The sequence below is a fragment of the Mesorhizobium sp. CO1-1-11 genome (genome assembly GCF_020164995.1).
GTDB classification, from domain to species: Bacteria; Pseudomonadota; Alphaproteobacteria; order Rhizobiales; family Rhizobiaceae; genus Mesorhizobium; species Mesorhizobium australicum.
This window is the reverse complement of record NZ_JAIUHE010000002.1, coordinates 220,327-234,667: the sequence shown is the minus strand read 5'-3', so window position 1 is coordinate 234,667 and position 14,341 is coordinate 220,327. Positions and strand designations below refer to the sequence as shown.

At 62.3% G+C, this 14,341-nt stretch carries 12 protein-coding genes; 7 read left to right on the top strand and 5 right to left on the bottom strand.

Going from position 1 to position 14,341, the window contains the following annotated elements; translation table 11 throughout:
* Positions 1-50 precede the first annotated feature (50 nt).
* Positions 51-1,472, bottom strand: a complete 1,422-nt coding sequence (locus LB554_RS03155) for an MFS transporter (RefSeq protein ID WP_140617090.1) — start codon at positions 1,470-1,472, stop codon at positions 51-53.
* Positions 1,473-1,714: 242 nt separating this feature from the next.
* Between LB554_RS03155 and LB554_RS03150 the strand changes: the two genes are divergently transcribed.
* The 5 genes from LB554_RS03150 to LB554_RS03130 all read left to right on the top strand — a co-directional run bounded on the left by LB554_RS03150 (position 1,715) and on the right by LB554_RS03130 (position 5,069).
* Positions 1,715-1,960 (top strand): type II toxin-antitoxin system Phd/YefM family antitoxin, encoded by a 246-nt coding sequence (locus LB554_RS03150; RefSeq protein WP_140617089.1) that lies wholly within the window; start codon positions 1,715-1,717, stop codon positions 1,958-1,960.
* Positions 1,957-2,412 carry a PIN domain-containing protein gene (locus tag LB554_RS03145; protein WP_224583082.1) on the top strand — a complete coding sequence of 152 codons (456 nt, stop codon included), beginning with the start codon at positions 1,957-1,959 and terminating at the stop codon, positions 2,410-2,412. The genes LB554_RS03150 and LB554_RS03145 overlap by 4 nt, the downstream gene beginning before the upstream one ends.
* A gap of 135 nt (positions 2,413-2,547) precedes the next feature.
* A complete protein-coding gene (gene guaB, locus LB554_RS03140; RefSeq protein WP_015318286.1) occupies positions 2,548-4,050 on the top strand; it encodes an IMP dehydrogenase in 1,503 nt (500 codons plus the stop codon).
* Positions 4,051-4,081: 31 nt separating this feature from the next.
* Positions 4,082-4,624 carry a hypothetical protein gene (locus tag LB554_RS03135; protein WP_015318285.1) on the top strand — a complete coding sequence of 181 codons (543 nt, stop codon included), beginning with the start codon at positions 4,082-4,084 and terminating at the stop codon, positions 4,622-4,624.
* A gap of 25 nt (positions 4,625-4,649) precedes the next feature.
* On the top strand, positions 4,650-5,069 hold the full coding sequence (locus LB554_RS03130) for an MAPEG family protein (protein ID WP_015318284.1): 420 nt from the start codon (positions 4,650-4,652) through the stop codon (positions 5,067-5,069).
* Positions 5,070-5,115: 46 nt separating this feature from the next.
* Here LB554_RS03130 and rnd read toward each other — a convergent pair whose 3' ends face one another.
* The 3 genes from rnd to LB554_RS03115 form a co-directional block, all read right to left on the bottom strand.
* Positions 5,116-6,267: a ribonuclease D gene (gene rnd / locus LB554_RS03125; protein WP_140823682.1), complete on the bottom strand. Its 1,152-nt coding sequence runs from the start codon at positions 6,265-6,267 to the stop codon at positions 5,116-5,118.
* Between the two features lie 75 nt (positions 6,268-6,342).
* The gene (locus tag LB554_RS03120; RefSeq protein ID WP_224583081.1) at positions 6,343-7,587 is read right to left on the bottom strand and encodes an MFS transporter; all 1,245 of its coding nucleotides are present in this window, start codon (positions 7,585-7,587) and stop codon (positions 6,343-6,345) included.
* A 162-nt stretch (positions 7,588-7,749) separates the two neighbouring features.
* Positions 7,750-8,124, bottom strand: a complete 375-nt coding sequence (locus tag LB554_RS03115) for an avidin/streptavidin family protein (RefSeq protein ID WP_140823681.1) — start codon at positions 8,122-8,124, stop codon at positions 7,750-7,752.
* Positions 8,125-8,346: 222 nt separating this feature from the next.
* Here LB554_RS03115 and aspS point away from each other — a divergent pair, with 222 nt between their 5' ends.
* Entirely contained in the window at positions 8,347-10,134 is a 1,788-nt protein-coding gene (gene aspS / locus LB554_RS03110; protein ID WP_224583199.1) for an aspartate--tRNA ligase, read from the top strand.
* Between the two features lie 226 nt (positions 10,135-10,360).
* Here the strand turns inward: aspS and LB554_RS03105 are convergent, their stop codons facing one another.
* On the bottom strand, positions 10,361-11,551 hold the full coding sequence (locus LB554_RS03105; protein WP_140718259.1) for a hypothetical protein: 1,191 nt from the start codon (positions 11,549-11,551) through the stop codon (positions 10,361-10,363).
* A gap of 331 nt (positions 11,552-11,882) precedes the next feature.
* Between LB554_RS03105 and parC the strand changes: the two genes are divergently transcribed.
* Positions 11,883-14,135: a DNA topoisomerase IV subunit A gene (parC, locus tag LB554_RS03100; RefSeq protein ID WP_140617081.1), complete on the top strand. Its 2,253-nt coding sequence runs from the start codon at positions 11,883-11,885 to the stop codon at positions 14,133-14,135.
* Positions 14,136-14,341: the final 206 nt, after the last annotated feature.

Here is a 14,341-nt window from a genome sequence, read left to right as displayed (position 1 = left end):
TGGCGAAGGGCCGGGGACGCCGCGGCTGATCGCTCTACGGCGACTTTGCCTCACTCTCCCGGCGATCTGACGGGTTCCAGCGTCTTCGGCGTCGTCAGCCGGCCATGGCCGGAGACGGCGTTACCGGCGTCGGGCGCCATCCGCATGAACGACAGCGACGCCGCCGCCGACACCGCCGCCACGATGAAGAAGGCGGTATGGAAGTCGCGCAGCGTCAGCGGGCCGCCATGGATTGAGGTCGAGACTTCCAGAATGCCGCCGGCGAGCGCCACGCCGAGCGCGATCGAGAGCTGCTGGAACACCGCCGTGATCGGCGTTGCCTTGCTGGTATCCTCGGCCGACACCTCGGCATAGGAGAGCGCGTTGACGCCGGTGAAGAACATCGAGCGGATGAAGCCGCCGACCAGCAATATGGCCAGCATCAGCGCATAAGGTGTTTCAGGGGTGAAGAGGCCGTAGATGGCGATCGATGCGGCAGCGACTAGCGAGCCGACGATCAGCACGCGGCGAAAGCCGACAACGCGGAAGATCAGCGCGGTGACGAATTTCATGCCGATGGCGCCGATCGCCGAGACAAAGGTGATCATGCCGGACTGGAATGGTGTCAGCCCGAAACCGATCTGGAACATCAGCGGCAAAAGGAACGGCACGGCGCCGATGCCGATGCGAAACAGCGAGCCGCCAAGCACCGACGACCGGAACACCTGGTTACGGAAGAGTTCGAGCGCCAGCAGCGGATTTTTGGCGCGGCGCGCATGCATGAGATAGAGCGCGCCCGACAGCAGTCCCACGGCGATCGTGATGAAGCCGGTCGCCGGCGGCAGATAAGGCAGGCTGACCACCGACAGGCCAAAGACGACGCCTGAAGCGGCCAGCCCGCTCAGGACGAAACCGACGAAATCGAGCGGCGGCGTCTCGGTTGCCTCGGTTTCCGGCAGGAAGCGAGTGGCAAGCCAAATGCCGATCAGGCCGATCGGGACGTTGATCAGGAAGATCCAGTGCCAGGTGAAGTAGGTGGTGATGAAGCCGCCGATCGGCGGACCCACCAGCGGGCCGACCAGCGCGGGAACGGTCAGCCACGACATGGCGGCGACCAGTTCGCTCTTGGGCGTGGCGCGCACCAGAACCAGGCGCCCGACCGGGGTCATCATGGCGCCGCCAATGCCTTGCAGGAAACGCGCGACTACGAAGGCGGGCAGCGAACCGGAGAGGGCGCACGCCACCGAACCGGCAATGAACACTGCAATCGCGGCACGAAAGATGGTCTTGGCGCCGAAGCGGTCGGCCATCCAGCCGCTGATTGGAATGAAGATCGCCAGCGACACCAGATAGGCCGTCAGCGCCAGTTTGAGCGCGATCGGGCTGGTGTGGATGTCGATGGCGATCGCCGGCAGCGATGTCGCGATGACGGTCGAATCCATGTTTTCCATGAAGAGAGCGACCGCCAATATGAGCGGAATGGTGCGGTTCACAAGACGCGTCCGGACTGATTCTCTGTGTCGTCGGCTGGGGCAAGCCGGCACGCAGGGCGGTTATCACGGCCAGAGGGTGGATGTCGTGTTAAATTGCTGTCACTTTTGTGCGACTGCAAGGATGCGGCCTTTCGCTTTGGCATGCCCCATGCCGGCAGAGATCCCTGCCAGGCAAGGGACACCTTGCATGGAACGACACACATCATTATTGTAGTGAATATAACTACTATGGGGACATTGCCATGGAAAAAGGTGTTTCGGCGGCCGATGCCAATCGCAGGTTTTCTCTCCTACTGCGCGGCGTTCGCGAAGGACAAAGCTACGTGGTGACCAGTCACGGGCGTCCGGTCGCTCGGATCGTGCCCGCGGATCATCAGGAGGGTGTGGCTGCCCGATCGCGCGCGGCGTTGTTGTCGCGCCTTGAGCGCCAGCCTGTCATGAATGCCGGGCAGTGGACGCGCGATGAGCTTTATGAGGACGAGCATTGAAGATCGCGCTCGATACGAATATCCTTGCTTACGCGGAAGGGGTGAACGGTGCGGAGAAGCGCGACATCGTTCTCGAATTGCTGCGCGATCTCCGGCAAGATGACGCGGTTATTCCTGTTCAGGTTCTTGGTGAACTCTTCAACGTTTTGGTCCGCAAAGCAGGAAGACCGCCCCTGGAGGCACGGGATGCCCTTCTGAGCTGGAGCGACGCATTTTCCGTTGCCGCGACGACGCAGGACGTGATGATGATGGCCGCTGATCTGGCTACCGATCATCGACTCAGCATTTGGGAATCGGTCATTCTCTCCACGGCCTCGCAAGCTGGCTGTCGGCTGCTGGTCTCGGAAGATCTGCAAGACGGCTTCACATGGGGCGCGGTCACTGTCGTCAGTCCTTTCGCAGCGCCGCGTCACCCATTGCTTGATGCTCTAGCGGGGAAGTCTGGCGACTAGAACGCGGAACGACGCAACGATCGGCTTTTCATCCGTCCCGCGACGTGTTACCAGCCACCGCCAATCCTGAAAGGGAATAACGAGTCGGCGCTGTCCATTCTGGTCCAGCGCTTTTTCGCATTCAAAGGGCTGGCCATGGCAAAAATCATTGAAACGTCCACCGGCGCACTGGCGCTGACCTTTGACGACGTGCTTTTGCAGCCCGGTCATTCCGAGGTCATGCCCGGCCAGACCGACATCCGCACTCGCATCGCCGGCGACATCGACCTCAACGTGCCGATCCTGTCGGCGGCGATGGACACGGTCACCGAGGCAAGGCTTGCCATCGCCATGGCGCAGGCCGGCGGCATCGGCGTCATCCATCGCAATTTCTCGCCCGCCGAACAGGCCGAGCAGGTGCGGCAGGTCAAGAAATTCGAATCCGGCATGGTGGTCAACCCGGTCACGATCGGGCCCGACGCCACGCTCGCCGACGCATTGTCGCTGATGCGCACCTATTCGATCTCGGGCATTCCGGTGGTCGAGAATGGCGGCGCCGGTGGCCACAAGACCGGCCGGCTGGTCGGCATCCTGACCAACCGCGATGTGCGCTTCGCTTCCGATCCGGCGCAAAAGGTCTACGAATTGATGACCCGTGAGAACCTGATCACGGTCAAGGAGAACGTCGACCAGGACGAGGCCAAGCGGCTTCTGCACCAGCACCGCATCGAGAAGCTGGTGGTGGTCGACAAAACGGGCAATTGCGTCGGGCTGATCACCGTCAAGGACATCGAGAAGTCGCAACTCAACCCGCACGCCACCAAGGATGCGCAGGGGCGCCTGCGCGCCGCGGCCGCCACCAGCGTCGGTGATGACGGCTTCGAGCGCGCCGAGCGTCTTATCGAGGCCGGCGTCGATCTTTTGGTGATCGACACAGCGCATGGCCACTCGCAGCGTGTGCTGGACGCGGTGACGCGGGCGAAGAAGCTTTCCAATTCCGTGCGCATCTTGGCCGGCAACGTCGCCACCGCGGAAGGCACGCGGGCGCTGATCGACGCCGGCGCCGACGCCGTCAAGGTCGGCATTGGCCCGGGCTCCATCTGCACCACCCGCATTGTGGCTGGGGTCGGCGTTCCGCAGCTTTCGGCCATCATGTCGGCGGTCGAGACAGCGCACAAATCAGGCGCCTCGGTGATCGCCGACGGCGGCATCAAATATTCCGGCGATCTCGCCAAGGCACTCGCCGCCGGCGCCAGCGCCGCCATGATCGGCTCGCTGCTTGCCGGAACCGACGAAAGCCCGGGCGAGGTCTATCTGCACCAGGGCCGCTCCTTCAAGGCCTATCGCGGCATGGGCTCGGTCGGCGCCATGGCGCGGGGCTCCGCCGATCGCTACTTCCAGGCCGAGGTGCGCGACACGCTGAAACTGGTGCCGGAAGGCATTGAAGGGCAGGTTCCCTATAAAGGACCTGTGTCTGGCGTGCTGCACCAGCTTGCGGGCGGGCTGAAAGCCGCTATGGGTTATGTTGGTGGCCGCGACCTTGCCGATTTCCGCGACCGCGCCACCTTTGTGCGCATATCCAACGCCGGACTTCGTGAAAGCCACGCCCATGACGTCACGATTACCCGCGAAAGCCCCAACTATCCCGGCGGAGCCTGATTCTTCCGGACTTTGGGGGAACTTAACCGCCATGGTGCTGCGCTTGTCGCGCCATGTCGGGGCGTTCTGCTTCCTCTCGGCGGCGGTTTTTGTCGCCATGACGGGGATGGAGTTCTTCTATTTCCGTCGACTGAGCGGGGGCCTGGCTTCGCTCGACATGCGTTATTTCGGATTCACGCCCGACGAAGGCATGGCCTGGCTTACGGCGCTTGGCCGGCGCGGCAGCGAGATCATCCTAGTCTGGCACTACCTGACCTTCGATCTTCTGTTTCCGGCGCTGTTGTCGCTGACGCTGGTCAGCCTGATCCTGGCAACTGGCCGGCGCCTGAAGAATTTCCGCGTGCTGCCGGCGCAGATGCAGGCGGTCTTCGCGCTGGTCCTGGTGCTGCCCTATACGCTCGCCGACTACGCCCAGAACATCGCCGTGGCGCGCCTTCTGTCCGATTTCCTCTACGCCAATCCGGACTCGCTGTCCTTTGCCTCGGCGCTGATCGTCACCAAATTCGCGCTTCTCGCCGTCCCGGTCATCGTCATTGCCGCTTTCTGGCTGGCAGGCCAAAGACGTCGGAGTTGAAGCGGAGCAGGGCAGGGGCGACTTCATGAACCAGACCACGATCTTCTGGCCTGTGCTGGCTCACGTGCTGCTGATCTACATCGTCTATATCGTCATGGGCCGGCGCCGCTATTTTGCCGTCAAGTCGGGTGAAGCCAAGGTCGGCCAGTACAAGGTTCGTTCGACCGAGCCGGCCTCTACTGTCACCGTCGCGAACAATTTGATCAACCAATTCGAACTGCCGGTGCTTTTCTACGTGCTGTGCCTGACACTGCACATGACCAACGGCGTCAATTACATCACTCTCGCACTGATGTGGATTTTTGTCGCGTCGCGCTATTTTCACGCCTGGTTTCACCTGACCAGCAATAAGCTGCTGGTGCGCAACCGCTCCTTCGTGCTGGGCGCGGTGGTGCTGGCGCTGGGCTGGATCTGGCTGGCCCTGCACTTGCTCGCGATCGTATGAGCTGCGCCAATCACATTCTCCAAAAGGGAAGGGGAAAGGCCGGCGCTTATAAATCGAACACCGCGATCTTGCGATTGTCGAACTTGATGCCGATCTCGCCGCGTACCAGCTTCAGCGCGTGTTCGCCGAACACGGCGCGCCGCCATCCTTGCAGCGCAGGCACATCGGCATCCTCGCCCTCGGCGGCGATGCGATCGATGTCATCGCTGGAGGCCAGCACCTTCGAGGCGACGCCCTGTTTTTCGGCGACGATCCTGAGCAGGACCTTCAACAGTTCCGCGGCCGCATTCGAGCCCTCGGGCGGCTGGAAGTTTTTCGGCAGTTTCGGCATCTGCTCCTTGGGCAGGGCGAGCGCGGTGTTGACCGCGCCGAGCAATGCCGTCGCTGTCGAGGAGCGTTCCCACCCTTTTGGCGTGGTGCGCAGCTTGGCAAGGGCTGCCGCATCGCGCGGTCCTTGCTGCGCGATCTCGTAGATCGCGTCGTCCTTGAGCACACGGCCGCGCGGCACGTCGCGCTCGCGCGCCTCGCGTTCGCGCCACGCCGCCACGGCCTGCACGATCGCCAGCTCCTGGGGCTTGCGAAGCCGCATCTTCAGCCGTTTCCAGGCATCCTCGGGGTGCGGATCGTAGGTCTCGCGCGAGGTCAGGACATCCATCTCCTCATTCAGCCAGTGGGCGCGGTTTTCCCGCGCCAGCTCGGCGTTGAGGTGTTGATAGACCTCGATCAGATGGGTGACGTCGGCCAGCGCGTAATCAAGCTGCTTGTCGGACAGCGGCCGATGGCGCCAGTCGGTGAAGCGCGACGACTTGTCGAGCCGCGCCCCGGTGATGCGCTGTACCAGCTGATCGTAGGAAACGCTGTCGCCGAAGCCGCAGACCATCGCCGCCACCTGGGTATCGAACACGGGGTGCGGAACGAGGTCGCCGAGATGGACGATGATTTCGATGTCCTGGCGCGCCGCATGGAAGACTTTGACCACCGCCTCGTTGGCCATCAGCCTGAAGAAGGGAGCCAGGTCGATGTCAGGTGACAGCGGATCGATCAGCGCGGTCACGCCGGGCGCGGCCATCTGGATCAGGCACAGGATTGGCCAGAAGGTCGTTTCGCGGATGAATTCGGTGTCGACGGTGACGAAATCCGACTTTTCGAAAGCGGCGAGAACGGTCTCGAGTTCTTTCTGGGTGGTGATGACGTGCATCAAATCGCTTTTGGCAGGAGTAGGGTCTTCCTAGATTTCAGCCGGGAAGGCTTTCGTCAAGCTGTGGCGCCACCGTCACGGTCCTTCCGGACTGTCTGGATCGCTATTTCTCCTCGCCAGCCGTGCGAAAATGGTCGACGTGCGCAACAGCGCCGTGAAGCGGCTGCGCTTGCCCGCCGGTACTCCAGAGCGTGCCTGCATGCGGTAGAGGATGACGGCAATGAAGATCGCGTAGACCACGGCGCTGAAGACGAACAGCGCGCTTGGCCCGAAATACTGCATCGCGGTCGAGGCCGCGAAAGGGCCGCCAATAGCGCCGAAGGAGTAGAACAGCATCAGGGCGGCGTTGATCAGCACGAACTCGCCGGCATCCGCGCGGTCGTTGGAATGTGCCGCCGACAGCGAATACAGCGGCATGGCGAAACAGCCGAAGATAAAGATGATGATGAAGTTGAGCAGCGGGTTGCTGCCGGCGATGAACACCAGCGCCAGAGCCGAAAGCATCGCGCAGCAGGTCGTCATCAGCAGCACCCGGCGCCGATCCCAGCGGTCGGAGAGGTAACCGAGCGGATACTGGATGATGGCGCCGCCGAAAATGCCGACGCTGACGAAGGTGACGACATCGCCGACCGACATGCCGATCTGCTCCGCATAGACCGGCGACAAGGTGCGAAAGGCACTGTTGGTGACGCCGACGGCGATGCAGCCAAAGCAGCCCAGAGGCGAAATCCGCCAGACGCGGGCCAGATCGAGCTTGACCTCTTCCGGCGGCGTCGGGTTGGAGCGGTCGCCGAGCGAGACCGGCACCAACGACAGCGTGATCATGATCGACATGATGGCGAAGATGGTGAAGCCACCGGCGCCGAAGACGGGAATCAGGAACTGGGCTGATGTCACCGATCCGGTATCGACCATTCGGTAGATCGCCAGCACGCGGGCGCGGTCGCGGTTGGTGACGCCGGAATTCAGCCAGCTTTCGACGATGGTGAACAATCCGGCGAAACAGAAGCCGCCGGCAAAGCGCACCGCGCACCACATCACCGGATCGAGAACCAGCACGAGCAGCAAGGTGCCGACGGAGGCGATCGCCGCCAGCGCCGAAAACGCCCTGATATGGCCCACCGCCTTCATGATGCGGGTGATGGCCAGGCAGCCGAGCAGGAAGCCGGCGAAATAGAAGGTGCCCATCAGGCCGATGTCGGAAGCCGAAAACCCTTCCTGCGCGCCACGCAGCGCGATCAGCGTGCTCTGCAGCCCATTGCCGCCGAGGAGGATGCCTGCGGCGAGAAGAAGCGGGATCAGGGGACGGATGGAGAACATAAGGAATACAGCCGCTCATCGTTGATCCTTTTTGGACCATCGTCTCCGTCGATGCCAGCGGCATTTGCCAATGAAAAGGCGGCAAGGCCTCGGCCCGATTCAGCTCGGCGGATGAAACAGATGTCGATGGCGACCGGCAGCGCCGGTTAATCGGTCAGAGTATCAATCGACGCGCTCAAAAGTGTCTAGGCTGGTCCCGAAGGCGCGCCATGTTCCAACCGTGGTCAGCTTTGCGGGCTCACCCTCGGCATCGGCTGAAAGAGCCAGGCCAGCCACTGTGTGCCATAACATCTCGATCTTGCCGTCTCGAAAAATGCCGGTATAGCTGACCGCCGCCGGCCCCGTCTTTCCTGACGCCGCGGAAGTAAAGCCGATCACATCCCCATGAGCGGCCCCGTGAAGAGGCACTTCCATCCCGGAAAAGCTGCTGTCGGGCAACGCTGTCTTGAAGACACCGCGGATCAAACCCTCACTATCGTCCTCGATAATTACAACCGAACCGTATTGATTGCGCCAAGTGCCCTTCCAGGAAAACATGTTTGCCTCCTCTCAGCCCATCATGCGCTAACGCGACAGGCGGTTCACCGTTCCGCCACATGACCGGCCATAAATTGAAAGCCGAAGTTCCAAGCTGAGAGATCGCCCCTTCGTCCCTTTGCCTTGACAAACCATGCCTCTCATGCGCTTTTCGCGCAAATTTTGGGCCGGGCTGCGATGCTTTGGCCCGCAACTCACAATCCCGGACTTTTATCCATGACCATGCACCGTTACCGCAGCCATACCTGTGCCCAGTTGCGAAAGAGCGACGTCGGCAATTCCGTTCGCCTGTCGGGTTGGGTGCATCGCGTGCGCGACCATGGCGGCCTGCTGTTCATCGACCTGCGCGACCATTACGGCCTGACCCAGATCGTCGCCGATCCCGATTCGCCTGCCTTCAAGATCGCCGAGACCTTGCGCGGCGAATGGGTGATCCGCGTCGATGGCGAGGTCAAGGCGCGCTTGCCCGAGACCACGAACGCCAATTTGCCGACCGGCGAGATCGAGATTTTCGCCCGCGAGATCGAGGTGTTGTCGGCGGCCAAGGAATTGCCGCTGCCGGTGTTCGGCGAGCCCGATTATCCCGAGGACATCAGGCTGAAATACCGCTTCCTCGACCTGCGCCGCGAGACACTGCACAAGAACATCGTGGCGCGCACGAAGATCATCGCCGAGATGCGCAAGCGCATGGGCGAGGTCGGCTTCACCGAATTCTCGACGCCGATCCTGACCGCCTCGTCGCCGGAAGGCGCGCGCGACTTCCTGGTGCCGTCGCGCATCCATCCCGGCACCTTCTACGCGCTGCCGCAGGCGCCGCAGCAATACAAGCAGCTGATCATGGTGTCGGGCTTCGACCGCTATTTCCAGATCGCGCCCTGCTTCCGTGACGAGGACCCGCGCGCCGACCGCTTGCCCGGCGAATTCTACCAGCTCGACCTCGAAATGAGTTTCGTCGAGCAGGACGACGTGCTGTCGACCATGGAACCGGTGATGCGCGGCGTCTTCGAGACCTTCGCCAACGGCAAGCCGGTGACGCAGAAATTCCAGCGCATCCCCTATGATGTCGCCATGCGCAAATACGGCTCCGACAAGCCGGACTTGCGCAACCCGATCGAGATGCAAGCCGTCTCCGACCATTTTCGCGATTCCGGCTTCAAGGTGTTCGCCAACATCCTGGCCAACGATCCGAAGGCCGAGGTGTGGGGCATTCCGGCAAAGACCGGCGGCAGCCGCGCCTTTTGCGACCGCATGAATAGCTGGGCGCAAGGCGAGGGCCAGCCGGGGCTGGGCTACATCTTCTGGCGCAAGGAAGGCGACAAGCCCGAAGGCGCCGGCCCGCTCGCCAAGAACATCGGCGAGGAACGTACCGAGGCGATCCGCCTGCAGCTCGGCCTTGCCGACGGCGACGCCGCTTTCTTTGTCGCCGGTGATCCGAAGAAGTTCGTGTCGTTCGCCGGCGCGGCGCGCACCCGTGCCGGCGAGGAGCTGAACCTCGTCGACCGCGAACGCTTCGAACTGTGCTGGATCGTCGACTTCCCGTTCTTCGAATGGAACGAGGAGGAGAAGAAGATCGACTTCGCCCACAACCCGTTCTCGATGCCGCAGGGTGGCATCGACGCGCTGAACGGCGAGGATCTGCTCGGCATCAAGGCCTTCCAGTACGACATGGTCTGCAACGGTTTCGAGATCGCCAGCGGCGGTATACGCAACCATTTGCCCGAAACCATGGTCAAGGCGTTCGAGACGGTCGGGCTCGACCGCGCCACGGTCGAGGAACGCTTTGGCGGCCTCTACCGTGCCTTCCAGTATGGCGCGCCGCCGCATGGCGGCATGGCTGCGGGCGTCGACCGCGTCGTCATGCTGCTGGTCGGCGCCAAGAACCTGCGCGAAATCACCATGTTCCCGATGAACCAGCAGGCTTACGACCTGTTGATGAACGCGCCGTCGGAAGCCTCGCCGCAGCAGCTTCGCGATTTGGCGCTGCGCGTAGCGCCGGTGAAGAAGGACTGACGGGTGCAACTGCCCTTTCTCCCCGTCACTATACGGGGAGAAATGTCCGGCAGGACAATGAGGGGCAGCGCGGGCTGGCGATTTGCGAGCGATCGTAGCAGCCGAGGCCTTCTGACAGGCAATCGTTTCAGACTGGAATTCATATTCGCAAGCGTCGGCGCTGCCCCTCATCCGCCTGCCGGCACCTTCTCCCCGTATAGTGACGGGGAGAAGGCAGCTAATTCGATCAGTCCTCGTTCGCCTTGACGCTGACGCCGAGCGTCTTCGGCAGGTCGAGCGGGTTGGACATGGCGCCCGCCATGATCAGCGCGAACGGCACCGATGCCGGCGGCTCGGCCGAGATTTCGAGACTCTTCGGATCGTCGAGATATTTGCTGACCGCCGCCGTAACCTGGGCCGTCAGCTCGGGATTGTTGAGCTGCGCCATGCCGAACGGCACGATTGCCTTGGCTTGGTTGGCGATGTCCTTGGCCGACATGCCCTGCTGCTTGCCGACATAGTCCAGCACCTTGCCGGTCAGCGAATCGTCGTCGAAGCGGATCGATGCGCTGTTGAACGAAAGCTGCTGCAACAGGCCGAGCATGGCCATGCCTTGCGCCGAATTGTCGGCGCCTTCCGGCTGTGCGGCCATCTTCTTCTGCATTTCCTGCAGCGACTTGATGAAGTCGATCGTGTAGCCGCCGAGGTCGAAGGTCATGCCGAGCGTGCCGGCATTCTCGACGGATATGTCGTATTTCGACAGCTCCATCTTGCCGTCCGACGGCTGCCAGGTGCCGGCCATTTCAAGATTGCCCGAAATGTTCTGGTAGCCGAGCGCGTTGATGACCTCCTTGGACTTGGGGTCCTCGACCAGCGAGAGATCGGCCGTGAATTTCTCCGTGTTGGCGGTGAATTCCATCGCCTTGCCGTCGGCGGGCGGCGTGATCTGGATGGCAAGCCCGTCCATCGAAAAAGCGGTCTTGTCGGCGACCTTGACCGTCATGTTCGAGAGTTCAGCGGATTTGTACATCATCAGCGAGCCAAGCGGGCTGGTGGAGCCGTCGGCCGGCACCGTCATGTCGTGGATGACGAAGGGGCTGAGATCCAGGGTGACGCCGTCCTTGCTGTGTTCGAAGGCCGAGGTCGACACGGTGCCGATATCATAGCCGCCATTGGCTTCGGTGATGTTCTCGAGCTTGACGTCGCCGATCGTCAGCGCTTCCTTTTCCGCGGCCGGTTTCACGGACACGCCCTGCAGCACCATGCTGGTGTTGTCGCCGGTCACGCCGGTCCAGGAGATGTCGACGCCCTGGGCGGAGAGTGCTGCCTTCAGCCGGTCCGCGACCGCCGCGTCCTGGGCAAGGGCCGCATTCAGCGGCAGCGTGAGCAAGAAGGTCGAAAGTGCGAATTTCCGGAGAGTTGAGCGGTTGATTGTCATCGCAAGGTCCCTGAGAGTGTCCTGAAATTATTTTTCAATTCTTTGCGCCATCACCATTCCGTGACGAACTGGACGGGAGAAAGGCGTGTCCCGGCACAATGGTCGAAAATCGCGCTGAAAGGCAAACCCGATCCGACCGCTATTGGAGAATGCAGTGAATTTGGCATGAAGGTCGAGCCGCCAGCGTGCTTCGCAATAGATGCGGCATGTAACAGATTGATGTTGGCCGGCAAGCTCGACCTTGCGGTTTTCTGTTGCAGAATTGCGCGCAAATCAACTGGCCCGGTGCGCGCCTCTTGCCGCGAATCACCCGCTCGGCTAGGTGCAGCCCATGGGAAAAAGGCTTTTGCCGCCTGACAATGGCGGCGGCGATCATATCGAACCGGTCGACCTGAAGAAGGCGCTGGAAGAGCGCTATCTCGCCTATGCTTTGTCGACCATCATGCACCGGGCGCTCCCGGATGTGCGCGACGGATTGAAGCCGGTCCATCGCCGCATCATGCACGCCATGCGCCTGTTGCGCCTCAACCCCGACCAGGGGTTCGCCAAATGCGCTCGTATCGTCGGCGAGGTGATGGGTAAGTTCCACCCGCATGGCGACCAGTCGATCTATGATGCGCTGGTGCGGCTGGCGCAGGATTTTTCGATGCGCTACCCCTTGGTCGACGGCCAGGGCAATTTCGGCAACATCGACGGCGATAACGCCGCCGCCATGCGCTACACCGAAGCGCGTATGACCGACGTGGCGACCGATCTGCTTGCCGGCATCACCGAGGACGCGGTCGACTATCGGCCGACCTACAATGAAGAAGACGAGGAGCCGGTCGTGCTCCCCGGTGCCTTCCCCAATCTCTTGGCCAACGGCTCGTCCGGCATCGCGGTTGGCATGGCCACCTCGATCCCGCCGCACAATGCCGCAGAGCTTTGCGACGCGGCGCTGCATCTGATCGAGCATCGCGATGCGCCGGTGGCGAAGCTGATGGATTTCGTCCAGGGCCCGGATTTTCCGACCGGCGGCATCATCGTCGACAGCCGTGCCTCGATCCTCGAAGCCTATGAGACCGGCCGCGGCGGGTTTCGCGTGCGGTCGAAATGGAACCAGGAAGACCAGGGCAGGGGCACCTGGAGCATTGTCGTTACCGAAATCCCCTATGGGGTGCAGAAGGCGCGGCTGATCGAGAAGATCGCCGAGCTGTTGATGGCCCGCAAGCTGCCGCTGCTCGAGGATATCAGGGACGAAAGCGCCGAGGACATCCGCGTCGTGCTGGTGCCGAAGAGCCGTTCGGTCGACCCAGGCATCCTGATGGAATCGCTGTTCAAGCTGACCGAGCTCGAAAGCCGTTTCCCCCTCAACATGAATGTGCTGTCGCGCGGCAAGGTGCCCAACGTGCTGTCGCTGAAGGGCGTGCTGCAGGAATGGCTGGACCACCGCCGCGACGTCCTCATCCGTCGCTCGAAATTTCGCCTCGGCGAGATCGAGAGGCGGCTGGAAATCCTTGCCGGCTACCTGATCGCCTATCTCAACATCGACGAGGTGATCAGGATCATCCGCGAGGAGGATGAGCCCAAGCAGGTCATGATGGCCCGCTGGTCGCTCACCGACACCCAGGCCGAAGCGATCCTCAACATGCGGCTGCGCGCCTTGCGCAAGCTGGAAGAATTCGAGATCCGCAAGGAATTCGACGGCCTGACCGCGGAGAAGAAGCAGATCGAGGCACTGCTGGCGTCCGATGCCAAGCAGTGGTCGACCATCAAGTGGGAAGTCACTCAGGTTCGCGACAAGTTCGGTCCGGAGACCGAGATCGGCAAGCGCCGCACGCAGTTCGCCGACGCGCCCGAGCACGACCTGACCGATATCGCGCACGCCATGATCGAGCGCGAGCCGGTCACCGTGGTGGTTTCGGAAAAAGGCTGGCTGCGGGCGATGAAGGGCCATCTGGCCGATTTTTCGACCCTAACCTTCAAGGAGGGCGACAGCCTCAAGCTCGCCTTCCATGCCCAGACGACGGACAAGGTGCTGGTCTTCACCACCGGCGGCAAGTTCTACACGATCGGCGCCGACCGGCTGCCGGGCGGCCGCGGCCATGGCGAGCCGATCCGCATCATCGTCGACATGGACAATGACCAGGACATCGTCACCGCCTTCGTCCACGATCCCAAGCGCAAGCTGCTGCTCGCCTCTTTCGACGCCAACGGCTTCATCGTTCCCGAGGAAGAGGTGGTCGCCAACACCCGCAAGGGCAAGCAGGTGATGAACGTCAAGGCGCCGGACGAGGCCAAGCGCTGCGTGCCGGTCACCGGCGATCACCTGGCCATCGTTGGCGAGAACCGCAAGATGCTGGTGTTCGCGCTCTCGGAAATTCCGGAGATGGGTCGCGGCAAGGGTGTGCGGCTGCAGAAATACAAGGACGGCGGCCTGCTCGACCTCAAGCCGTTCACGCTGGAAACCGGTCTCTCCTGGCAGGATTCGGCCGACCGTACCTTCACCCGGTCGCGCGAGGAATTGGCTGAATGGATCGGCGCCCGGGCGTCGGCGGGACGGATGGTGCCTAAGGGATTCCCAAGGACTGGGAAGTTCGGCTAGAAGCTGCCGATCTCCTCCCTCGTGGGGGAAATGGCCGGCTGGCCAGAGGAGGCGCTGTCCCGCCAGCGCATCAAATGGCTGGCCACACCTCTCGCAATTCTCGGTCCTTAAGATCAGATCAGGGGTTCACGCCCCCTCTGTCCTGCAGGAAATTCCCACGAGGGGGAGATTGGCAGCTCCGCCATCACCATTTGGAGTATCGTCAC